General features: G+C 74.8%; 19 protein-coding genes. 7 read left to right on the plus strand and 12 right to left on the minus strand.

The features are described 5' to 3' along the window. The first annotated feature begins 2 nt into the window (after window positions 1-2). From nuoL to FHU37_RS14010, 5 genes are all read left to right on the plus strand, one after another. A complete protein-coding gene (gene nuoL, locus FHU37_RS13990; RefSeq protein WP_179814501.1) occupies window positions 3-1,988 on the plus strand; it encodes an NADH-quinone oxidoreductase subunit L in 1,986 nt (661 codons plus the stop codon). 68 nt (window positions 1,989-2,056) lie between these two features. Next, window positions 2,057-3,721 (plus strand): NADH-quinone oxidoreductase subunit M, encoded by a 1,665-nt coding sequence (locus FHU37_RS13995; protein ID WP_179814502.1) that lies wholly within the window; start codon window positions 2,057-2,059, stop codon window positions 3,719-3,721. Beyond that, window positions 3,721-5,427, plus strand: a complete 1,707-nt coding sequence (gene nuoN / locus FHU37_RS14000) for an NADH-quinone oxidoreductase subunit NuoN (protein WP_179814503.1) — start codon at window positions 3,721-3,723, stop codon at window positions 5,425-5,427. Before FHU37_RS13995 ends, nuoN begins: the two co-directional genes overlap by 1 nt. Before the next feature lie 297 nt (window positions 5,428-5,724). After that, window positions 5,725-6,744 (plus strand): polyprenyl synthetase family protein, encoded by a 1,020-nt coding sequence (locus FHU37_RS14005; RefSeq protein WP_179814504.1) that lies wholly within the window; start codon window positions 5,725-5,727, stop codon window positions 6,742-6,744. 443 nt (window positions 6,745-7,187) lie between these two features. Then, complete coding sequence (locus FHU37_RS14010; RefSeq protein WP_179814505.1) at window positions 7,188-8,576, plus strand: LolA family protein; 1,389 nt, start codon at window positions 7,188-7,190, stop codon at window positions 8,574-8,576. A gap of 128 nt (window positions 8,577-8,704) precedes the next feature. Here FHU37_RS14010 and FHU37_RS14015 read toward each other — a convergent pair whose 3' ends face one another. From FHU37_RS14015 to FHU37_RS14040, 6 genes are all read right to left on the minus strand, one after another. After that, the gene (locus FHU37_RS14015; RefSeq protein ID WP_246449874.1) at window positions 8,705-9,370 is read right to left on the minus strand and encodes a Pycsar system effector family protein; all 666 of its coding nucleotides are present in this window, start codon (window positions 9,368-9,370) and stop codon (window positions 8,705-8,707) included. Next, entirely contained in the window at window positions 9,367-9,822 is a 456-nt protein-coding gene (locus tag FHU37_RS14020) for a hypothetical protein (RefSeq protein WP_179814506.1), read from the minus strand. The genes FHU37_RS14015 and FHU37_RS14020 overlap by 4 nt, the downstream gene beginning before the upstream one ends. Beyond that, window positions 9,819-10,919: a hypothetical protein gene (locus FHU37_RS14025; protein ID WP_179814507.1), complete on the minus strand. Its 1,101-nt coding sequence runs from the start codon at window positions 10,917-10,919 to the stop codon at window positions 9,819-9,821. Before FHU37_RS14025 ends, FHU37_RS14020 begins: the two co-directional genes overlap by 4 nt. 16 nt (window positions 10,920-10,935) lie before the next feature. Beyond that, the gene (locus FHU37_RS14030) at window positions 10,936-12,975 is read right to left on the minus strand and encodes a hypothetical protein (RefSeq protein ID WP_179814508.1); all 2,040 of its coding nucleotides are present in this window, start codon (window positions 12,973-12,975) and stop codon (window positions 10,936-10,938) included. 50 nt (window positions 12,976-13,025) lie between these two features. Further along, entirely contained in the window at window positions 13,026-13,820 is a 795-nt protein-coding gene (locus tag FHU37_RS14035) for a nucleotidyl cyclase domain-containing protein (RefSeq protein WP_179814509.1), read from the minus strand. A gap of 113 nt (window positions 13,821-13,933) precedes the next feature. Continuing rightward, the gene (locus FHU37_RS14040; RefSeq protein WP_179814510.1) at window positions 13,934-14,635 is read right to left on the minus strand and encodes a Crp/Fnr family transcriptional regulator; all 702 of its coding nucleotides are present in this window, start codon (window positions 14,633-14,635) and stop codon (window positions 13,934-13,936) included. A 158-nt stretch (window positions 14,636-14,793) separates the two neighbouring features. On the opposite strand from FHU37_RS14040, the gene FHU37_RS14045 reads away from it, so the two are divergent. Continuing rightward, window positions 14,794-15,561, plus strand: coding sequence for an HAD family hydrolase (locus FHU37_RS14045; RefSeq protein ID WP_179814511.1), 768 nt, complete (start codon window positions 14,794-14,796; stop codon window positions 15,559-15,561). A gap of 157 nt (window positions 15,562-15,718) precedes the next feature. Here the strand turns inward: FHU37_RS14045 and FHU37_RS14050 are convergent, their stop codons facing one another. The 5 genes from FHU37_RS14050 to FHU37_RS14070 all read right to left on the minus strand — a co-directional run bounded on the left by FHU37_RS14050 (window position 15,719) and on the right by FHU37_RS14070 (window position 19,496). Next, a complete protein-coding gene (locus FHU37_RS14050; RefSeq protein ID WP_179814512.1) occupies window positions 15,719-16,270 on the minus strand; it encodes a hypothetical protein in 552 nt (183 codons plus the stop codon). Continuing rightward, window positions 16,267-16,539: a helix-turn-helix transcriptional regulator gene (locus FHU37_RS14055; protein ID WP_179814513.1), complete on the minus strand. Its 273-nt coding sequence runs from the start codon at window positions 16,537-16,539 to the stop codon at window positions 16,267-16,269. The genes FHU37_RS14050 and FHU37_RS14055 overlap by 4 nt, the downstream gene beginning before the upstream one ends. Before the next feature lie 90 nt (window positions 16,540-16,629). After that, window positions 16,630-17,538: an ABC transporter permease gene (locus tag FHU37_RS14060; RefSeq protein WP_179814514.1), complete on the minus strand. Its 909-nt coding sequence runs from the start codon at window positions 17,536-17,538 to the stop codon at window positions 16,630-16,632. After that, on the minus strand, window positions 17,535-18,419 hold the full coding sequence (locus FHU37_RS14065; RefSeq protein WP_179816273.1) for an ABC transporter ATP-binding protein: 885 nt from the start codon (window positions 18,417-18,419) through the stop codon (window positions 17,535-17,537). Before FHU37_RS14065 ends, FHU37_RS14060 begins: the two co-directional genes overlap by 4 nt. 189 nt (window positions 18,420-18,608) lie before the next feature. Continuing rightward, complete coding sequence (locus tag FHU37_RS14070; RefSeq protein ID WP_179814515.1) at window positions 18,609-19,496, minus strand: NAD(P)-dependent oxidoreductase; 888 nt, start codon at window positions 19,494-19,496, stop codon at window positions 18,609-18,611. Window positions 19,497-19,639: 143 nt separating this feature from the next. Here FHU37_RS14070 and FHU37_RS14075 point away from each other — a divergent pair, with 143 nt between their 5' ends. Next, window positions 19,640-20,281: a TetR/AcrR family transcriptional regulator gene (locus FHU37_RS14075; RefSeq protein ID WP_179814516.1), complete on the plus strand. Its 642-nt coding sequence runs from the start codon at window positions 19,640-19,642 to the stop codon at window positions 20,279-20,281. 87 nt (window positions 20,282-20,368) lie between these two features. Here the strand turns inward: FHU37_RS14075 and FHU37_RS14080 are convergent, their stop codons facing one another. Then, window positions 20,369-22,552 (minus strand): FUSC family protein, encoded by a 2,184-nt coding sequence (locus tag FHU37_RS14080; RefSeq protein WP_179814517.1) that lies wholly within the window; start codon window positions 22,550-22,552, stop codon window positions 20,369-20,371. Window positions 22,553-22,607: the final 55 nt, after the last annotated feature.

Here is a 22,607-nt window from a genome sequence, read left to right on the forward strand (position 1 = left end):
CGATGGCCACCACCACCATCTTGACCGCCGCCGGCGAAGCCGGGGCGACGTCGCTGGTCCCCAGCGCCGCCGAAGGGGGCTTCCAGGGCGCCGCCTGGCTGCTGCTCGCCCTGCCGCTGCTCGGCGCCGCCGTGCTGCTGGTCGGCGGGCGCCGCACCGACCGGTGGGGCCCACTCTTCGCCACCGCGGCCGCCGCCGGCAGCTTCCTGGTCGGCCTCGGGGTGTTCGCCTCGCTGCTCGGCGAGGAGGCCGAGGCCCGCTCGCACACCCTGCACCTGTTCAGCTGGGTGCCGGTGGAGAGCTTCCAGGCCGACGTGTCGCTGCTGCTGGACCCGCTCTCCATCACCTTCGTGCTGCTGATCACCGGCGTCGGCACGCTGATCCACGTCTACTCGATCGGCTACATGGCCGCCGATCCCCGCCGGCGCCGGTTCTTCGGCTACCTCAACCTGTTCCTCGCGGCGATGCTGCTGCTCGTCCTCGCCGACAACTACCTGCTGCTGTACGCCGGCTGGGAGGGCGTGGGCCTCGCCTCCTACCTGCTCATCGGCTTCTGGCAGGAGCGGGACTCGGCGGCCACCGCGGCGAAGAAGGCGTTCATCGTCAACCGGGTGGGCGACGTCGGCCTGGCCCTCGCGGTGATGCTGATGTTCACCACCTTCGGCACCTTCGCCTACGCCGAGGTGCTGCCGGCCGCCGAGGGGGCCACCGAGGGCACGCTCACCGCGATCGGCCTGCTGCTGCTCCTGGCCGCCTGCGGGAAGTCCGCGCAGGTGCCGCTGCAGTCCTGGCTGGGCGACGCGATGGAGGGCCCCACCCCGGTCTCCGCGCTGATCCACGCCGCCACCATGGTCACCGCCGGCGTGTACCTGATCACCCGCTCCGGGGTGATCTTCGAGGCGGCGCCGACCGCCCAGACCGCCGTGCTCGCCGTCGGCGCGGTCACCCTGCTCTTCGGTGCGATCGTCGGGTGCGCCAAGGACGACATCAAGAAGGCGCTGGCCGGATCCACCATGTCGCAGATCGGCTACATGGTGCTGGCCGCCGGCCTGGGCCCGATCGGCTACGGCTTCGCGATCATGCACCTGGTCACCCACGGCTTCTTCAAGGCCGGCCTGTTCCTCGGCGCCGGCTCGGTGATGCACGCCATGGACGACGAGGTCGACATGCGGCGCTACGGCGCCCTGCGGAGCTACCTGCCGGTCACCTACGTCACCTTCGGCCTCGGCTACCTCGCCATCATCGGCTTTCCCGGGCTGTCCGGCTTCTGGTCCAAGGACCGCATCATCGAGGCGGCGTTCGCCTCCGGCGGCGCCCAGGGCTGGCTCCTCGGCGCGGTCACGCTGGTCGGCGCCGGAGTCACCGCCTTCTACATGACCCGCGTGATGCTGATGACGTTCTTCGGCGAGAAGCGCTGGCGCGGCACCGGCCCCGGCGAGGACCCGGCCACCGCGCCGCACCCGCACGAGGCGCCGCGCTCGATGACCGTCCCGATGGTGCTGCTGGCCGTGGGCTCGGTCGGCGCCGGGGCGTTCCTCGCCCTCGGCGAGCGCTTCGTGCACTGGCTGGAGCCGGTCACCGGCTACGAGCACGGCCACCTGCCGGTGCCGGCGCTGGCGGTCACCGCCGCCACCCTGGTCACCGTCCTCCTCGGGGCCGGCCTCGGCTGGGCCGCCTACGGCCGCCGTCCGGTGCCCGCCGTGGCGCCGGCCGGCTCCTGGGCCACCCGGGCCGCCCGCCGCGACCTGCTCCAGGACGACTTCAACCACGTGGTGCTGGTCCAGCCCGGCCGCCGGCTGGTCGCCGCCGTCGACGGCACCGACCGCAGCGGCGTGGACGGCGTGGTCGGCGCCGTGGCGGGCACCGTCGCCGTCCTCTCGGACCGGCTGCGGCTGCTGCAGAACGGCTTCGTGCGCAGCTACGCGCTCTCCATGCTGTACGGCGCCGTGGTGCTGGTCGCCGCCACCGTGCTGGTCCGGAGCGTGTGACCGATGCGCCCCGCACCGAAGTCCGCCCCCGTGTCGGAGCCCACCATGAGGAGAGAGGGACACCCCCGATGGAATTCCCCCTGCTGACCGTCACCGCGGCGCTGCCCGCGGTCGGCGCGCTGGTGGTGGCCGCCACCCCGGCCCGCAGGGCGGGCGCGGCGCGGTGGACGGCCCTGGCGTTCTCCCTCGGCACGCTGCTGCTGGCCGCCGCCGTGGCGCTCCGCTTCGACCCCGGCGGCGACCGCTACCAGCTCGTCGAGTCCCACACCTGGATCCCGGCCTTCGGCACCCGCTACCAGCTGGGCGTGGACGGCGTCGGCGTGGTGCTGATCGCGCTCACCGCCGTGCTGGTGCCGCTGGTCATCGCCGCCGCCTGGCGGGACGCCGACACCGGCGCCGATGCGGACGGGGAGACCGCGGCCGCCCCGGCCACCGCCACCGGTACGGCCACCGCGACCGCCGCGCCCGCCCGGACCAGCCGCTACCTGGCGCTGATGCTGCTGGTCGAGGCCATGGTGGTGATGGCGTTCGCGGCCACCGACGTCTTCCTGTTCTACGTGTTCTTCGAAGCCATGCTCATCCCGATGTACTTCCTCATCGGCGGCTTCGGCGACCGCACCCGGCAGGCGACCGACGGCGCGCGCACCCGGGCCGCCGTCAAGTTCCTGCTCTACAACCTGCTCGGCGGCCTGGTCATGCTGGCCGCCGTGGTCGGCCTGTACGCGGCCACCGCACGCGCCGGCCTCGGCCAGGACGGCGGCGGCACCTTCGACCTGCCGGCCATCACCGCCGCCGTCGCCGACGGCACCCTCGCCCTGGACCCGACCGTGGAGCGCGCCCTGTTCCTGGGCTTCATGTTCGCCTTCGCGGTCAAGGCCCCGCTGTGGCCGCTGCACACCTGGCTGCCCGGCGCCATGGGCGAGTCCACCCCGGCCACCGCCGTGCTGATCACCGCCGTGGTCGACAAGGTCGGCACCTTCGCCATGCTGCGCTACTGCCTCCAGCTGTTCCCGGAGGCCAGCGCCTGGGCCACGCCGGTGGTGCTCACCCTGGCGGTGATCTCCATCCTCTACGGCGCGCTGGCCGCGATCGCCCAGACCGACCTGAAGCGGCTGGTGGCGTACGCCTCCGTCTCGCACTTCGGGTTCATCGTGCTCGGCGTGTTCGCCCTCACCAGCCAGGGCATCTCCGGGGCCGCGCTGTACATGGTCAACCACGGCGTCTCCACCGCCGCGCTGATGCTGATCATCGGCTTCCTGATCACCCGGCGCGGCTCCCGGCTGATCGCCGACTTCGGCGGCGTGCAGAAGGTCGCCCCGGTGCTCGCCGGCACCTTCCTGGTCGCCGGCCTGGCCACGCTCTCCATGCCCGGCCTGGCGCCGTTCGTCAGCGAGTTCCTGGTGCTGGTCGGCACCTTCAGCAGCTACCCGGTGGCCGGCGCCGCCGCCACCGTCGGCATCGTGCTCGCCGCGCTGTACGTGCTGATCATGTACCAGCGCACCATGACCGGGCCGCTGACCGCGAAGTCCCGGGGGGTCACCGACCTCAGGGCCCGGGAGCTCGCCGTGGTCACCCCGCTGGTGGCGCTGCTGCTGGTGCTCGGCGTGTACCCGAAGCCGGTGCTCGACGTCATCGACCCCGCCGTCGGCCACACCATGTCCGACCTGCAACGCACCGACCCCGCTCCGGAGGTTCCGGTGGCCGACTCGCACACCGCAGGAGGTGCCCGCTGATGATCGGGACGACACTCGGGACGCTGGCCGCCGCCGGCGCGGCCGGCGCCGGCGAGACCGTCCACAGGCTGTGGACGACGGCCGCCACCCAGCCCACCCCCACCCAGCCGCTGCCCGGCATCGACGCCCCGGAGATCGAGTACACGCAGCTGGCCCCGATCCTCATCGTGGTCGGCGTCTCGATCGTCGGCATGCTGGTCGAGGCGTTCGTGCCCCGCCGGTGGCGCTACCGCGTCCAGGTGCCCCTGGCACTGGCCGGCCTGGTCGCCGGCTTCGTCGCGGTGATCGCGCTGGCGCTCGCCGGCTACGCCTCCGAGACCCCGCTGCTGGCCGCCGAGGGCGCGGTCGCCGTGGACGGGCCGGCGCTCTTCCTCCAGGGCACCGTGCTGCTGGTGGCCGTCGTCGCCGTGCTCACCTTCGCCGAACGCCGACTGGAACCGCGCGGCGCCGACGAGGCGCCGGTGGACTCCTTCGCCGCGCAGGCCGCGACCGTGCCCGGCAGCGTCCAGGAGCGCAAGGCCGCCGCGGCCGGCTTCACCACCACCGAGGTCTACCCGCTGGCGCTGTTCGCCGTCGCCGGCATGCTGGTTTTCCCGGCCGCCGCCGACCTGCTGACCATGTTCGTCGCGCTGGAGGTGCTCTCCCTCCCGCTGTACATCCTGTGCGGCCTGGCCCGGCGCCGCCGCCTCCTGTCCCAGGAGGCCGCGATGAAGTACTTCCTGCTCGGCGCGTTCGCCTCGGCGTTCTTCCTGTTCGGCGTGGCCATGCTCTACGGCTACGCCGGCACCACCTCGCTCAGCGGCATCGCCGACACCGTGGCCGGCTACCCCTCCACTGCCGCCGCGGCGGCCATCGGCAACGACGCGCTGCTGCTCACCGGCCTGGGCCTGGTCGCGGTCGGCCTGCTGTTCAAGATCGGCGCCGTGCCGTTCCACGCCTGGACCCCGGACGTCTACCAGGGCGCGCCGACCCCGGTCACCGGCTTCATGGCGGCGGCCACCAAGGTGGCCGCCTTCGGGGCGCTGCTGCGGCTGCTGTACGTGGCGCTGCCCGGGCTGAGCTGGGACTGGCGGCCGGTGATGTGGGGCGTGGCGATCGCCACCATGGTGGTCGGCGCGGTGGTCGCGGTCACCCAGACCGACGTCAAGCGGCTGCTGGCGTACTCCTCGATCGCGCACGCCGGGTTCCTGCTGACCGGAGCCGTCGCCTCCAACGAGGCCGGCATCTCCTCGGTGCTGTTCTACCTGGCCGCCTACTCCTTCGTGACGCTCGGCGCCTTCGCCGTGGTCACGCTGGTCCGCGACGCGGGCGGCGAGGCCACCCACCTGTCCCGCTGGGACGGGCTGGGCCGGCGCTCCCCGGTGGTCGCCACGGCCTTCGCGATCTTCCTGCTGGCCTTCGCCGGCATCCCGCTGACCAGCGGGTTCATCGGCAAGTTCGCCGTGTTCAGCGCGGCGGCCGAGGGCGGCGCGACCCCGCTGGTCATCGTCGGCGTGCTGTGCAGCGCGGTGGCCGCCTTCTTCTACGTGCGGGTGATCGTGCGGATGTTCTTCAACCCGCCCCGGGTCGACGGCCCGACGGTGGCGGTGCCCAGCCCGTTCACCACCGTGGCGATCGCCCTGGGCGTGGCGGTCACCGTGGCCCTCGGGCTGCTGCCGCAGGCGGCGCTCGACCTGGCCGACGCCGCCGCGGTCTTCGCCGGCTAGCCCGGTCCGCCGCCGTCACCACGGGGGCACGCCGCACCACCGAGCGCGAGGGGTCGCCCGGCCGGTCCAGGCCGGCGGGGCGGCCCCTTCCGCGCGCCCGCCGCTGTCGGCATGCCCCCGTAGATCGCCAGAAGCGACGGGATACGCTGCACGTGCGGCCGCCGGTCGCTCGGCCGGACCGCCCGGGCCCGGTGTTCGGGGGGTCGGCCGCGCGTGGCCGGGTTGTTCGGCCGCGCCGGCCAGCCGACCAGCGACCGTTCGACCAGCGACAGATCGACCAGCGACAGGAGAGCCCGCGTGACCGTCGTCGGCCCCTTCGGGGTGAGCGTGCAGGACGAGGCACTCGAAGCGGACCTCCGTACCGGACTGGCCGCCGTCGAGGAGGCCCTGAAGGCCGCCACCACCAGCGACATCCCGTTCCTGGAGGAGGCCGCCCGGCACCTCCAGGAGGCCGGCGGCAAGCGGTTCCGGCCGCTGCTGACCCTGCTCGCCGCCCGGTTCGGCGACCCGTACCGGCCCGAGGTGCTGCAGGCCGCCGTCGCCGTGGAGCTCACCCACCTCGCCACGCTCTACCACGACGACGTGCAGGACGAGGCCGAGATGCGGCGCGGCGCGCCCAGCGCCAACGCGCGGTGGGACAACACCGTGGCGATCCTGACCGGGGACTTCCTCTTCGCCCGGGCCTCGCAGATCGTCGCGGGCCTCGGCGCGGAGGCCGTGCGCATCCAGGCGGAGGCGTTCGAGCGGCTGGTGGCCGGTCAGATCCTGGAGACCGTCGAGCCGGCCGCCGACGAGGACCCGGTGGGCCACTACCTGGAGGTCATCGCCGGCAAGACCGGCTCGCTGATCGCCATAGCGGGCCGCCTCGGCGCGCTGCTGGCCGGCGCGGACGACTCCCAGGTGCACCTGCTGGCCGAGTACGGCGAGCGGATCGGCGTGGCCTTCCAGCTGGCCGACGACCTGCTGGACATCGCCAGCGACAGCGACGCCTCCGGGAAGCTGCCCGGGACCGACCTGCGGGAGGGCGTCGCCACGCTGCCCCTGCTGATGCTGCGCTCCTCGCGGCCGGACCCGGCGGACCCGGCCGACACCCGGCTGCGCGAGCTGCTGGCCGGGGTCCACGGCGACCTGGAGGACGAGGCGCTGCTCGCCGAGACGCTGCGGCTGTTCCGCACCCACCCGGCGCTGGAGCGCGCACGGCAGGAGACCATCCGCTTCGCGGACGAGGCGCGCGCGGTGCTGGCGCCGCTGCCGGAGGGGCCGGCGAAGCAGGCCCTGGAGGGGCTGTGCGACGCGGTGGTGCACCGCGCCAGCTGACGGTCGGTCGGGGCCGTTCCGGGGTGGGGCGGGGGCACGGGGGCGGGGGTGCGGGTCGGGGGCCCGTTCGGGGTCCCGCTCGGGGGCGCGGGGGAACCGGGCAGCGGGAAGGGGAGCCGGGCGTTCCGGGCGATCGACGTGTTCCGGCGGCCTGCTGACGGACCGTCGTGCGGCGTGCGGACCGGGCGCGGGCGGCCCCGGAACCCGGGGGCCGGCCTCGGGGGAGGTCATCCTCCGGGCGGACGGCACCCTCAGCCCGGAACCCTGAGACGCCTTCGGCGCGTTCACCCTCACGGGGGATACCGGTTGGCTCCCCCGACCGATGTGGACACCAGCATCCGGCTGGTGGACTGGACCCATCGCAAGCGAAGCCCACCGAGCCGGCCGAACCGACCGAGCGTTCGAGCCGTTCGCCTAGCCAGCAGCCGCAGGAGGCCAAGGCCATGAGCACCGACCCCACGTCCCCGATCGACCCCACCACGCCCGCCGCGCCCACGGCCGCGGCGCCCACCGCCGCGCGCTCCCGCCGGGCCGGCCGCGCGGTGTGGCTCCCGGCCGGCGTCGCGGCCGTCGTGGCCGTCTCCGCGTTCGGCGTGGTGCCGGCCATCGCCAACGACGACCCGGAGCTGGCGGAGATCTCCGCCGAGGAGCTGCTGACCCGGGTCGCCGAGTCCGACACCGAGACGCTCTCCGGCACCGCCCGCGCCAGCGTCGACCTCGGCCTGCCCAGCTGGGCCGAAACGTTCCTGTCCGGTGGCGAGTCCCTCGCCGGGCTGCTGCCGGAGGACCTCGCCTCCGAGCTGCCGTCCGACGCCGCCTCGCCGCTGCCGGGCGTGGACGGGCCGCTGGCCCAGCTGCTCACCGGCGGCGAGGTCACCGCCGAGGTGGCCGCCGACGGGCCGGAGCGGCAGAAGGTCGTCGTCATCAGCGAGGGCGAGGAGTACCACTACATCCACAACGGCACCGACGTGTGGACGTACGACAGCTCCTCGCGCAGCGCCGAGCACACCGTCCTGCCCGAGGAGGCGGTGGCCGAGCAGCACGAGCCGCTGGAGAACCCGCAGGAGGCGATCGCCGACTTCCTGGCGGCCGTCGAGCCGTCCACCGACATCACCGTCGACGGCACCCAGGAGATCGCCGGCCGGGACGCCTACACCCTCAAGGCCGTGCCGCGGAACGAGGACTCCACGGTCGGCGAGATCCGGGTGGGCGTCGACGCCGAGACCGGCGTCCCGCTGAGCTTCACGCTCACCGCGCGGGACGGCGGCGAGGCCGTGGTCGACCTCGCCTTCACCGAGATCTCCTACGACCAGCCGGACGCGGACACCTTCACCTTCGAGGCGCCCCGCGGCACCGACGTCACCGAGACCGACCTGACCAGCACCGGCTGGGCGGTCGAGGAGGAGCTGCCGGAGGAGTGGCTGGAGTACGACGGCAGCTACGTGCCGCTTGAGCCGGGGGCGGAGCCCGCCTCCTGGAGCACCTTCGAGGCGGAGGCCGTGCCCGCGGAGGTGCCCGCCGAGGGCGCCCCGATCGAGGAGCTGGAGGCCGAGCTGGAGGCCTCCGCCGAGTTGCCGTCCGACTTCGGCGCCTACGGCGGCCACCTCACCAGCGGCGAGGACTGGGGCACCGTGGTGACCATCCCGTCCGGCGCGGGCGCCGGCTCGGTGACCGGCCTGGTCGGGATGTTCGGCGAGGAGGTCAGCGGTGACTTCGGCACCGGCACCCTGATCTCCAGCCGCCTGGTCAACGTCCTGGTGGAGGAGGACGGCACCGTGCACGTCGGCGCCGTCAACGTCGAGGCCCTGGAGCGGGTCGCCGCCGAGGACTGACCCCGGGCGGGAACCCACCCGGTTCCCCGTGACGGAACGGGCCCCGCCCGGCGACCAGCGCCGGGCGGGGCCCGTCGTCCGTTCCGCGCCGCCGCGCGGGTGTGGCTCTCAGTCGGGGGGTGTGGCGCTCAGCCGGCCGCCAGCGCCGCCGGGATCGCCAGGGCGCCCATCGCGAAGCAGGCCACGCCCACCCGGATCCAGTGGTGCTTCGCCGCCACGATCCGGCTGGTGTCGTGCAGCGCGCTCACCAGGCCGGGCAGCGGATCCCGCTCGGCGAGCCGCAGCGCCTCGGCGAGCCCCCCGGCCAGGGCGGCCCGGCGGACGTCCCCGAAGAACGACAGCGGAAGCCCGGGCCGCCAGGCGCTGCGGCGGTAGCGCGGCACCACCGCCCACAGCAGCGAGCCCAGCCCGGCCGCCCAGGCCGCCACGCCCAGCCACCACAGCGCCGCGGCAGGCGCCGGCAGCGCGTCGGGGCCGGGCAGCCGCCCGGCCCCGAGAGCGCCGGCCAGCGCTCCGGCGGCCACCCCGATGAGCGCCACCAGGATCGACGCCTTGCTGTCCGCCCGGCCGATCTCCGCCCGCATCTCCCCGAGCAACCGCAGCCCGGCCGACTCGCCGGCCACCGGCGAGGGCGCGGCGGTCGGGGTGTCCGGCGGGGTGTCCGGCGCGGGTGGAGCCGCCCCCTCCGCCGGCTCCACCCGCGCCCCTCCCACCGCCGGCCCCCCGGCCGCCGCCGACGTGGCGGCGGCGCGGGCCGGCGCGGCGGTGGTGGCCTCCTCCGGCGACGTGCTCATCCCTGGCCGAACCAGGCGTGGAGGCCGTCGGAGGCCGCATCGGTGAGCAGCGTGGCGATCCAGAGGGAGATCATCAGGGCCAAGAGGGGCGACAACCGGGGCAGCGCCGAGCCGAGCAGCGCCGTCACCGTCGTCACGCACCAGCGCACCGCGCCGGCCAGGGCGCACACCACCTCCCCGTACTCGTAGGCGAGCGGCGCGACCCGCCCCCGGGCCCGTCGCATGGCCCGGGTACACAGGTACTCTGGCATCAGCGCGGCTATGGTCACCACGTCCACCAGCTGCTTCGAAGCCCATCCCAAACCGGCCACTATCGGCGCGGCGAACAGCAGCACGCCATATGCCGCCCCCAGCAGCAGCAGCCAGGTGGCCACCACCAGTGACGTGGGTGGCTCCGCCGGCTGAATGAACCAGTCGGTGGTGAGCGGAGCGACCACGGGTGCCAGTGTCACTCCAGCTCCCCTCTCGGTCCGCGCCGCCTGCTGCCCCGCCGCGGCGCGTCACCGTCGTTGTTCCGTGGCGCTTCGATCTGCTGTCGGCCGATCAGAGGGTTGCGGCTCTGGCCTCGCGACGTCTCGTTGAGCAGTGCCTTCAACGTGTCCACCACCATCCGCGCAGGCTCCTCCATGTGGTGGTCCTCTATGTGTCCCCCCGTCATGATCGTTTCGATGAGGTGGATCTGGTTCCGCATTGCCTCCCTCTGGTCGTCGCGTAGCGCGGCGTGGGCCAGCGGCAGATCGGCGGGGTTGTGGGCTATTTGGAGTGCCCAGCTGGCGATGTCGCCCTGTTCGAGAAGACCGCGGTAGAACTCGGTCTTCTTGTCGAGCAGTCGTTGCCGCTGCTCGGTCCGCAGCAGCTCCAGCTCGTGCTCTTCGCGCATGGTGGTCTTCGCGTGGTCGATGCTGCGCAGCTTGGCGTGGTGGGCCGTGGCTTCCGCATCCGGGCTGATCCGCACCGCACACGTGACCTCCAAGCCCTCTACCGGTGCGATCGGCGTCTCGGCGAGCGCCTCCTGCACGGCCGCCTCGGCGGCGGCACACGCGTCGATCGGGAAGCGACGGGTCACCGAGCGCAGGCGCGGCACCAGCCGGGGTTCCACCAGGGTCCGCACGTCCCGCACGCCGTGTTGGACCACGACCTCGGGGCGCAGCACCCGCCAGGTGACATCGGTCTCCGCCTGGAAGTGGAAGACGTCGCCCTCGGCGGGCAGGCGGTGCGCGAAGGTGAGATGGTGGGACGCCAAGTTCACCTCGTACAGGGTGCGGAACCCACTGCCGACGAGTTCCCCGCGCGTCGGGAGTTGCTGCGGCGGGTACGCCTTCAGGCGGCCGGAGGCTGTCTGAAACACCAGGGCCACGTCGGCGCCCACGGTCGGACGGTTCCACAGGAAGTGGAACCGTTCGAGCGAATGGACGGCTATCACCGGCTGGTTCGGCTCTTCCCACCACGGGTCCGCCGAAGCAGGCGTGTCGTTGTTCCGGCGGGGTCGCTGTGACGGATGCTTCGATGCCATTGTTCGCTCCCGTTGTCTGGCCTGTTCGAGCGTCACCGGCCGGTGCCGCTCCTCATGTCGCGACGCGCAGTGCTTCCAGCAGACGCCGGGCCACCGCGGGCTCGGTGCGTTCCGGGGTGAGGGCGGTGCGCAGGAGGTAGTCCAGCCGGTCGGCCTCCCGTTCCGTGACCGCCAGCTCGACCATCAGTTCGGCGAGCGCCTCCGCGACGCGTATGTCGTTGTCCGCCCAGATCACCCACTCGCGCATCCGGTCCTGCGCCGCCCGGCTCGTCCGGCGGTCCCCCAGCGCGACTCGCCACAGCGCGACGACGTGTGCGTGTGCCGGCGTCGACATCGCGCGCAACAGCGCGGGCCACCATCGCTGCTCACGGAGGGCCTCGCGGTGTTGGCAGGCTCGCAGGAACGCCGTGATCGCGAGCTCGGCGACCGTGCCGGACCCCTCCGACCAGTGATGCAGGTGCTCCAGCACCGTGGCGCTGGCCGGCCCCCGCAGCAGCGTCTCCAGGGTCTGGGCGAGCGCGCTGCGCAGGGAGGACTCCTCCCCGCCCGACATGGTCCGTGCCATGGCTTCGATGTCGCGCAGCGCGGCCTCCGGCACCTCGCCGCCCAGCACGGCGTAGGCCCGCGTGGCCGTCCACCGGCGGCCCTCGTCCCCGTTCAGGCTCCAGTCGTGCAGGAGCCGCCACACCACGGTGTGCAGGCCGTGCTCGGCTGCCGAGCACAGTGCCCAGGCGGCTCGTTGGCGATCAGCGGGCCGGGAGGATTTCGCCCAGGGGAGGATCAGCCGGTCCAGAGCGGTGAACGGGTCTGAGTGTGCGAGCACCCCCGCCGCGACCGCGGTCCGGATCCGAACCAGCGCCCGGTGGTCCCGGCCGAGCGCGGACAGCCAGCGCAGGAGGGGGGCGCGGGCGGTCGGGTGGCTCATCCACACGTGCTGGAGCACAGCCTGCCAGGCGTGCTGGTCACGGAATCGCACCATCCGCTGGGGCAGTGCGCCCCACGGGCTTTCGACGACCCCGCCGTACTCTTCGGCGTGGGCCATGTCCAGGCGCTGTCTCGGGGAGGTGGCGAAGACGGCCAGACCTGTGGCGCCGTCCGAGGCTTCCACGGTCCGCAGTTCGCGGTACAGGTCGTCGCCCAACTCGGCCACCAGTGGATAGGGGGAGCCGTCCAGGACCGCCAGAGCGATCAGGAACGCCCGGTCCCGCAGCCCGGGGTCCGCGCCTCTGCCGAACCAGCGGTCCACCGTCGCCTCGACCGCCGCGTGCCCGTAGGCGGCGAGTTGGTCTTCGGTGGTCTCGCCGCGGGCGTGCGCGGCGAGCAGCCGGGCGAAGCCCGCCGCCTCACGGGGAGCGGGGGCGCCGGAGATGTAGGTCTGCGTCTGCGGCAGTTCCAGGAGCCGTACGCACTCCCCGGGCGGTTGGTCACTCAGCAGCTTGCGTAGGTGGGCGCGGAGCACGGCGCGGGCAGGCGGTGGTTCCCAGACGATCGGGTCGATGCCGTCGAGGTCGGCGGTGAGGTCCACCGTCACCACCAGATAGCCGCCGTCGTGGTGGAGTCGGTCCCGGACAGCGCGCAGGTGAACGTCGCGGAGCGGAGCGTCACGGGTGGTGATCGGGTCACACAGCGCGTTGCCCCATTCCGGCCGGAGGTGCTCGGCCAGGTGCCGCAGATCGATGCCGGGGTCGAGGGTTGCGACCCGCCCCGGGACGTGCTCGTGCAGCATGCGCCAGGCAGTGGCTCGGCGCCCTGACGACTGCGGGCCGCGCAAGACCAGGACCCGGTCCTGTCGTAAGAGGGCGAGAGCCTCGTCGAAGCGGCTGGTGGGCTCGAACACGGCGGCCAGCTCTTCGAGTTCCTTGGGCGGGACCGGGCCCAGGTGGTGCCGGCGTGCGATCTGCGCCGTGTGCAGGTGGATGCCGACGTGCTTGTCGCCGCCCACCATGTCGCCGCCGACCGTCGTGTCGCGCATCAGGTTGCCGCTGCCCGGCCACAGGTGGGGCGCGAGCGTGAACAGCTCCCGCACGGCCTCCCAGGTGTCGGGGGCGGCCGCCTCGATGGTGCCGTCGGTGTCCTCGCCCGCTGGGTCCACGCTGCCGGGGTCCCGCGTGGGCTCCGTCTCGGGGGAGTCCTCCGGCGGCCTCACCGGGACTCACCGCCCTGGCCGCCGCCCATGTACTTGTCACCGGCGACGGCGTCGCCGGCTATGGAGGCGGTGCCGAAGAAGAAGTTGCCGGAGCCCACCTGCCAGCCCGACGGGGTGGCCGGGGTGGCTGAGGTCGCCGGGGCGGCCGGCTGGTCGGGCCGCCCCGGTGTCGGCTCGGCGCCGGCGGGCGCGCCGTCCGCCGGCCGGGTCGGCCCCGCGGCCGTCCGCGTCGGGTCGTACAGCCAGGCGTCGGCCGCGCCCTCCTTGGTGGGGGTGCGGAAGCGGTGGAAGTGCTCGGGGCGGATGCCCAGGTGGCCGTGGCGGACCACGCCGTGGTGCACGGCGTCGGAGACGCACAGCGCGGACGGTTCCGCCGACCGGCGCAGCGCCGCGCGCAGCGCGTCGGAGTCCAGCAGGCGGAAGGCCGCGACCAGGTCCGCGCCGACCGCGCCGTGTTCGTCGAGCGCGACCTCGCCGGTGGCCAGCACGATCCGCAGCCGCACCTGGGTGCCGGGGCCGGCCACCCGGTTGCCGGCGTGCAGGCGGGCCGGCGTCTCGGTCAGCAGCGCCCGGATCAGATGCGGCTTGGGCACGGTGGGGCTGATCAGCACCATCACGCCGTCGCCGCGGTCCTCGACCCGGCGCTCGGTCGGCTCCACGCCGGCCGCCTCCAGGGTGTCGGCGAGGACGGAGTACAGCATCCGCCGGATGACGGCCTGCTCCACGTCGTCCCGACCACCGGAGCCCTCCACGTCCATCAGGAGGATCGTCCTGCCCACGGGTTCCGTCATGGGGGTTCCTTCCTACGCGCCCTATGCCCGGCAGTTTGTCGCGACGGCGTGGCGCCGTACGAGGAATGACGACGCATCGGGACTGTGACGGATTACCCGAGCGGCGGGCGGCTTCAGCCGGCCGAGGCCGCCGCCCGCCGCAGCAGGTCGGGGCGGAGCACCACCAGGCGCCGCCGGCGGGTCGCCATCCAGCCGCGGTCCCGGAAGTCCCCGAGCTCGCGGGTGATCGCCTCCCGGGAGGCGCCCACGTGCCCGGCCAGCTCCTGCTGGCTGAGCCCCACCGTGATGGCGATGCCCTCGTCGGTGTGCTCCCCGTGGGTCTGGGCGAGCTCCAGCAGCAGCCCGGCCAGCCGCTGCCGCACGGTGAGCGCGGCGAACTGGACGCGGCGCCGGTCGCCGGCCCGGAGCCGGTCGGCCATCAGGGACAGCAGCCGCAGCATCGCGCTCGGGGTGCGTTCCAGGAAGGCGGTGAAGTCCTCGCGGCGGATCACCACCGCCTCGACCTCCGCCAGGGCGGCGACGGTGGCCGAGCGCGGCGCGTCGTCCAGCGCGGCGCTCTCCCCGACGACGTCGCCCGGCCCGCGCAGGGCGAGCAGCGCCTCGTAGCCGTTGGGGGCGCTGGCGGTGACCTTCGTCCAGCCGCGCAGGACGATCAGCACGTGGGTGGAGGGCTCGCCCTGGCGGAGCACCACCTCGCGCGGCCGGTAGGTGAGCCGGCGGCCCAGCGCCAGCAGTTCGTCGCGCTCGGCCTGGCCGAGCCGGGCGAGGTAGGGCACCCGGTCGTCGAGGCCGGTCTCCACGCGCGGCGCCGTCATGGTGTTCCCACCCCCTCCGGGAGCGCGACGCCGCGGTGGCCGACCGTCGTCACGTCGCTCACGCGGCCCAGCGTATCCGGCCGGGGCGGGCTCGTTAGGGTGTTCGGGTCGGTGGCCGCGCGGGCCGTGCGGCGGGATGCGGAGGGGCGTGGGCTGTGGTGCTGGAGCGGGTGTTCTTCGACCTCGACGACACGGTGATGGACCACGCCACGGCCGGGCGGCTGGCCGGTCGCCAGTTCGCCGCGAAGCTGGGCCACACCGACCTCGACGCCGCCGAGCGGCTGTGGGTGGAGGTCGAGCGCCGGCAGTTCGAGCGCTTCGACTCCGGGGAGATCAGCCACCAGGAGCAGCGGCGGGAGCGGATCCGGGAGATGGCGGCGGCGGCCGGTTTCCCGGTGCCGGGGGAGGGGCTGCCGCTGGCGGAGGCGGAGGCGGTGCTCGACGCGTTCTTCGAGGAGCACTACCTGCGCCCCTACTCGGCGCTGTGGCGTCCGTTCCCGGACACCCTGGACTGCGTGCGGGCGCTGGGCGAGCTGGGCCTGCGGATCGGGGTGATCACCAACGGCCACCCGGTGCAGCAGCGGGCGAAGCTGGCCGCCATCGGCCTGGCCGAGCTGGTGGATCCGCTGGTGTGCTCGGTGGAGGTGGGGGTGGGCAAGCCGGATCCGCGGATCTTCCAGGAGGCCTGCCGGCGGGCCGGGACGGTGCCGGAGCGCTGCCTGCACGTCGGCGACCTGTGGGCGAAGGACGTGGTCGGCGCGCTGGCCGCGGGGATGACGGCGGTCTGGCTGAACCGCTCCGGCGCGCCGAGGCCGGTGGCCGAGCCGGTGGTGGTGGAGCCGGGGCGGGGTGGGCCGTCGCCCGTGGTGCACGAGGTGGCGGGCCTGGCCGGCCTGGTGGAACTGGTTCGCGACCGGTCCGCGTGACCCTCACAGCACGCCGACCGGCCGCGAAGCGCGATACAGAGCTATCCCCGGGGGCGGTCGGGCATGTGACCTGCCATCACGATTCACCTCTACGGGCGAGTTGTGTGATCCCGCGGCCCGGACGGAGCCGGCGGAGCGGAGCCGGCGCCGGGCGGCTTCAGCCGTCTAGTTCCTCCGGCGGCAGCGGGTCGGTGGAGTGCCAGGCGGCCACCAGCAGCGGCAGGAGGCGCTGGAGCAGCACGGCCGCGAGCAGCAGGGGGACCAGGAGGCTGATGCCGCGGTCGCCGAGCGGGCCGCCGGTCGAGTCGCCCAGCAGCCAGGCGGCGACGACGGTGAGCAGCAGCAGCGGGGTGGTCAGCCGGTGCGCGGTGCGGGTGGCGCGGAGCCGCTCGTCGCGCTGGCGCTCGTCGAGGAAGTCCCAGGGCAGCTCCATCAGCCCGCGGGTGCTCAGGTTGAGCACGCCGGTGCACACCACGTAGGCGGGGACGGTCAGCGCCATCAGCCACAGGGCCGGCCGGGGCAGGTACATCACGCCGAAGGTGGTCAGCAGCAGCGCCACCTCCACCAGCACCACGGTGCGCCGGCGGGCGCGGGTGGCCCGCAGCCGCCGGTAGCGCCGCTCGTCGTTCATCACCGGGACGAGCACGCCGTTCCACCGGCTGCGCCAGCTCTCCCCGCCACCGGTGGTGGTCGGCTGGTGCGGGGTCATCGCGTTCCTCTCTCGTCGCGTGGGCCGGGGGCGGAGGGGACGGGCTCGGCGCCCAGTTTGGGGAAGGGGCGCAGGGCGAAGACCGCCTCCACCGGCACCTCGAAGAACTCGGCGATCCGGAGCGCGAGGTGCAGGCTGGGGCTGTACTCCCCGCGCTCCAGGTATCCGACCGTCTGGTAGTGCACGCCGAGGGCCGCCGCGAGCTCCCGCCGGGAGACGCCCCGGTCGGCGCGGAGCACCGCGATGCGGTTGTGGATGGTCTCGGACACCCGCTGGGGTCTCCCTTCCTTGCCGTGCCGCGGTGGCGGCCGCGGCCCCGATTATCCCGCCCACCCGCGTGGCGGGTGGGCGGTGCCGGGTCAGGCGACGCGGCGGCTGGCCCTCTCGCGGCGCTCGGCGAGCCGCGAGCCGGACTCCCGCCGGGTCATCCGGCGCAGCAGCCGGGGCGCGAGCAGCGCGCCGGCCAGCGTCCAGGCGGCCAGGACGGCCAGCGTCGTGCCGTGCTGCCAGCTGCCCGAGGTCTCGGCGGCCAGCATGCCGTCCGGCAGGAGGGCGGAGCGCACGCCCTGCGCCATCCACTTCAGCGGGAAGAACTCGGCGACCAGCTGGAGCGGCCGGGGCAGCTCGCCCACCGGGAAGAACACCCCGGAGACGAACATCAGGCCCATCACCGGCAGGGCCACCAACGCCAGCGCGCCGCGCGGGTTGGGCAGCACGGCGCCGATCGCCGCGCCGAGCAGGGTGGTGGCGGCCAGGCCGAGGGCGAGCACCCACACCAGGGTCAGCCAGTCCATGGGGGTGGGCGGCAGCGGGGTGTCGGCGAGCAGCGCGCCGAGCGGGAGCAGGATCACCGTGTTGAGCACGGCGAGCCCGGCGGTCACCACGACCCGGGCGACCAGGTAGCCGGGGATGCCGCCCGGGGTGCCGCGCAGCCGCAGCAGGGTGCCGTCCTCCCGCTCGGTGGCGAGGAACTGCGGGAGGGAGAGCATGCCGACCTGGAACACCGAGAACGACACCACCCCGGCCACGTAGAGGCCGGACTGGGAGACGCCGGTGTCGCCGATCTCGCCGTCGGGCAGCCAGAGGACGACGCCGACCAGCACCACGACGTTGGCCACCAGCTGCCCCCACAGCTGCTGCGGGTCGCGCAGCAACTGCCACAGCTCGATCCGGCCGCGCCGCAGGCCGGCGGCGAGCAGCCGGGCGCGCGGGTCGGCGGGGCCGCCGCGCCGGGCGGACGGCGTACCGGGGGTGTGGACGGCGCTCATCGCGACTCCTCCGGGGTGACGGTGGCGGCCCGGCCGTGCCCGGCCTGGGGCGGGACGTCCTGGTTCCGGGCGCCCGAGGCGCCGACCAGGCTGAGGTAGCTCTCCTCCAGCGTCGGGCGGCGCACCTGGAGGTCCGGCACCGGCCCGGCGAACTCCTGGTGCAGCCGCCACACCAGCTCCGACGGCTCCGCGGTGCGCTCGGTGCGGGCGGTGCCGTCCGGGGCCGTCCAGCTGACCTCGGCGTCCGCGCGGACCTGGGCGGCCAGCTCGGCGCCGGAGCCGCTGACGGCGATCCGGCCGTCGAGCAGGATCGCGATGCGGTCGGCGAGCCGTTCGGCCTCGGCCAGGTCGTGGGTGGTCAGCAGCACGCCGGTGTCCTCCTCGGCCAGCCGCGTGACCAGCTCGTGGAAGGCGCGGCGGGCGACCGGGTCGAGTCCGGCCGTCGGCTCGTCGAGGAAGACCACGCGGGGGCGGCCGACGATGCCGAGCGCGAGGTCCAGGCGGCGGCGCTGGCCGCCGGACAGCCGGCGGGTCTGCCGGTCGGCCAGCTCGGTCAGGCCGACCAGCTCCAGCAGCTCCGCCGGGTCGCGCGGGTCGGGGTAGTAGCCGGCGATGTGCTCCAGCAGTTCGCGGACCCGCCAGCGGGGGTGGTCCTGCCAGGACTGCATGACGATGCCGATCCGCCCCCGCCAGGCGTCGCCGGCCCGGGCCGGGTCCTCGCCGAGGACGGAGACGTCCCCGGCGGAGCGGTGCCGGAAGCCCTCCAGGATCTCGATGGTGGTGGTCTTGCCGGCGCCGTTCGGGCCGAGCAGCGCCAGCACCTCGCCGGCGTGCACGTCGAGGTCGACGCCGTGCAGCACGTCGGTGCTGCCGTAGCGCATGCGCAGTCCGCGGGCGGAGATGACCGGCTCCACGGAGCCGCTGGTCGCGGTCACGTGCCCCCTCCTGTCGGTCGGGTTCGTCGATGCGACAGGACGTACTACGGATGGCAGCATGATCGCTGTCAGATGTAGTACGTCTGCTATATCCCTGGGGGTGAATGTAGCAGACGTACTACATGCCTGTGCCGCCTACGCGAGCCGCTGCGCCCCGGCCTTCCGCCCGAAGACCTCGACGAGGCTGGTCAGGCTGTCGCCGCCGTGGCCGGCCTCCGCGCCGCGCCGGAAGACCTCCAGCACGGCGGCCGGGAGGGAGGGGTCGACGCCGGAGTCCTCGGCGGTGTGCACCACGTGCTCGATGCTGGCCACGCCCATCGCGAGGCGGTCCACGTCGCCGGGGTGCTCGCCGGCGTCGATCCGCGGGGTGTAGAACTCCAGGAACTGCGGCAGCCCACCCAGGGTCTCGGTGGCCTGCGGCAGCAGGTCGGCGGCGGAGATGCCGTTCGCCCGCGCCACCGCGACGGCGTGCACCCAGCTGGTCAGCGCCGTCCAGAACATGTCCATGCCGATCTGGTAGTACAGCGGCGCCAGGCCCGGGTCCTCGCCGCGGTAGTCCGTGCCGGTCAGCACCCGCAGGGTGGCCTGGTGCGCCTCGAAGACCTCCTTCGGGCCGCTGTAGAAGGTGGATGACTCCGGGGAGCCGATCCCCGAGGGCGGAACCTGGACCCCGCCGGTGAGGTACCGCGCGCCGTGTCCGGCGGCCCACTCGGCCCCCGCGCGGCTCCTGGCGGGGGTGTCCGAGCTGAGGTTGACCAGGACCCGCCCGGCGAGGGCGTCGGTCGCGGGCTCCAGGATCGCGTACATCGCGTCGTAGTCGGTCAGGCTCAGGACCACCAGCTCGTTGGCCAGCAGCGCCTCCCGGACCGTCGCCGCCCGGGTCGCGCCCCGGGCCACCAGGTCGTCCGCCCTGCTCGCGGTCCGGTTCCACACCGTCACCGGGTGGCCGGCGGTCAGGAACGCGTCCACCATCGCCCGTCCCATCGGGCCGAGACCGATCACCGTGACCGGGGTCTTGCTCATGGTTGCTCCACTCTCCTCGATGGCACGACGAGCACTCGTCCGCGACGGCCGTCCGCGACGGCGCCTCTAGAACGAACGCTCTAACTAGTGCGGAGACCGTAGCACAGCTCTGGAACGAACGCTCTATTCGTTATCCTCGCGGCATGGAGACCAAGCAGCACAGGCGGCGGGGCACGGGCGCGACCGAGCGCGGGACGGCCGCCGAGCCCGGCGCCGCCCTCGGCACCCGAGAGCGGATCGTCCGGGTGACGGCGCGGCTGCTCCAGCGGCAGGGCTACGAGGGCACGGGCATCAAGCAGATCGCCCGGGAGGCCGGTGCCACGCTGGGCTCCGTCTACCACTTCTTCCCCGGCGGGAAGCAGGAGCTGGCCGCCGAGGCGATCCGCCACGGCGACGAGGAGATGGCCGACCTGCTGCGGGAGGGGCTGGGCAGCGCGGAGGACCCGGCCGAGGCGATGGTCGCCGTCACCGCCCTGCTCGCCGAGGGCCTGCGCGAGTCCGACTGGCTGGAGGGCTGCCCGGTCACCGCCACGGCCCTGGAGACCCTGGGCGGCTCCCCCGAGATCCAGCGCGCCTGCGCGCGGGCGCTGGCGAACTGGCAGGAACTGGTCGGCGCCAAGCTGCTGGCCTGCGGGTTCGACGAGCAGGACGCCCGCGAGCTGGCCTGCACCGTGATCAGCGTGCTGGAGGGCGCCGAGCTCACCTCCCAGGTGACCCGCAGCGACGCCCCGCTGCGCATCGCCGGCCGCCACCTGCACCGCCTGGTCGAGGCCTACCGGCCCTAGCCGCCCACCGCCCCGGGACCGCCCGGCCGCACCCGCTCGCCGCCGGCGTCGCGGGCGGCACCTGGTCAGGACGGACGGGCGGCCCGGTCAGGACGGGCGGCGCCGCAGCCGCGGCGGGGCCGACGGGCGGCGCGGCAGCGAATCCGGGCCGCCCACCAGCAGCCGCACCGCCCGCACCCGCTCGGTCACCTCGGCCAGCGTCCCGCCGGGCACCAGCGCCGCCGGATCCGGCAGGGGCACCGCCGGATCCGGCGCCCGGTGCCGCCGCACCGCCGCCGCCAGCTCGTCCAGCGCGCCCACCAGCCGCGCCGCCTGCTCCGGCGGCGGGTACGGCACGCCGTGCCGCAGCCGCACGGTGGTCGCCGTCACCGCGTCCGTCACCCGCTCCAGCGCCGCGATCGCCGGCCACCAGGCCGCCGCCCGGTCGCTCACCGGCGGCGGCTCGGCCAGCGCCTGCTCCAGGGCGGTACGGGCGGCCGCCAGCGCCCGGTAGGCCTTGCGCCGCAGCCGGGACGGCTCCGCGCGGGGGCCCCGGCCGTCCGGGCCCTCCTCCGCCTCCCTCGGCAGCAGCACCTGCTCCAGGTGCGCCCGCACCGCGTCCACGGCGTCCGCGAAGTGCGGCCCGATCCGCGCGTGCCAGCTCTCCGGCCACACCAGGTAGCCGGCGACCAGCACGATCGCCGAGGCGACGAAGGTGTCCAGCACGCGCTCGCCGATCAGGGCCGTCCCCGGCTCCCCGGTGAACTCGACGAACACCATCATGATCGGCGTCAGCGCGGCGGTGGACAGGCCGTAGTGCCGCGCCGTCGCCCAGGGCAGGCAGCCGGCCGCCGCCACCGCCACCACCGCAAGGCCGCCCGGCGCCGGCACCCACAGCAGCAGCGGCACGCTGACCAGCACCCCGGCCACCGTGCCCAGCGCCCGCTGGGTGGCCCGCACGAACACCGAGCCGAAGTCCGGCTTGAGGACGAAGGCCACCGTCACCGGCAGCCAGAACACCCGCTGTCCGTGCAGCAGGCCGGCGGCCACCCCGGCCAGCCCCATGCACAGCGCCAGCCGGGCGCCGTAGTGCAGGGCGGAGCGGCCGGTGCAGCGGTCCCGGGCCCGGATCAGCCGCTCGCGCGCCGGCGGCAGGTCGCGCCGGGCCGCGTGCTCCACCACCCGGGCCAGCGGGGCCGGCGCGGTGGGCGGCGCCCCGGCCGCGCCCCCGGCCGCGTCCCCGGCCGCGGCAGCGTTGCCGGTCGGGGGCGCCGGCGGCGGTCCGCCGAGGCCGGCCGCGGCGGCCCGCAGCGCGTCGTCCAGGGCGCACTGGCCGGGGGTCGCCCGGGGCAGCGGCGGCGGCGGATCCGGCGGCGTGCCGCCGCGCACCGCCTCGGCGAGGCGCCGGGCGACCCGCGCGCCGGCCGGATCCACCGGCCGGCCCTCCCACAGCAGGGTGGTCGACGCCTCGCCGAGGGCGATCGCCGCGTCCAGGGCGTCCAGCAGGCGCCGCTCCCGCCGTTCGGAGCGACCGCCGCGCAGCCGGTGGCCGAAGAGGGTGTCGTAGGCGGCGCTCAGCCGGGCGGTGAGCCGGCGGCGCGCCGCCACCGCACGGGCCTCGCGCTCCTCCTCGGTGCCCGCCCCGCCGATCGTGTCCAGCAGTTCGGCCACGGCCAGGTAGACCTCCGCGACGGCCCGCCGCTCCCCGGCCCGCGCCACCCCGCGCGCCCCGCGGAACGCGCCCGGCAGCACGCCGGGCAGCAGCACCAGCGCCGCCCCGCCGGCGAAGACCAGCGGCGGCAGCCACCACGGGTCCGGCAGCACCAGCCCGCTGCCCACCACGGTGGTCACCAGGAACTGCATCGCCGCGGCGGAGGTGACCGGCCCCACGCCGCTGACCGCCCCGGAGACCAGGCCCAGCGCGGCGAGCGCGGCGGCCAGCGCCATCGGCGGCGCGGGCAGCAGCGCCTCACCCAGCAGCAGTCCCACCGTGCCGGCCAGCGCCGGCACGCCGATCCGGGCCAGCCGGCCGCGGTGCGACTCGTCGCGGTCGTTGGTGGTGGCGTAGAGGGCGCCGAGCGCCGCCGGCACCGCCGCCGCCACCTGGTCCAGCAGCAGGCCGAGCAGCAGCGGCAGGCCCATGCCGACGGCCGCGCGCACCGTCGGGCCGGCCGGCACCCCGGCGTCGCTGCCGCGCATCGCGCGGACCAGCCACTGCGGGGCCCACCGGTCGTCCGAGGTGTGTGCTCTCAACGCTGCTCGCCGCTCCCGCCGCTGTGCTGGTCTGGTCATACCGGTCCCACCGGTCATATCGGTACGACCAGTACGACAGGATCAGGATTCCAGA

This window comes from Allostreptomyces psammosilenae, from assembly GCF_013407765.1.
Classification (GTDB): domain Bacteria; phylum Actinomycetota; class Actinomycetes; order Streptomycetales; family Streptomycetaceae; genus Allostreptomyces; species Allostreptomyces psammosilenae.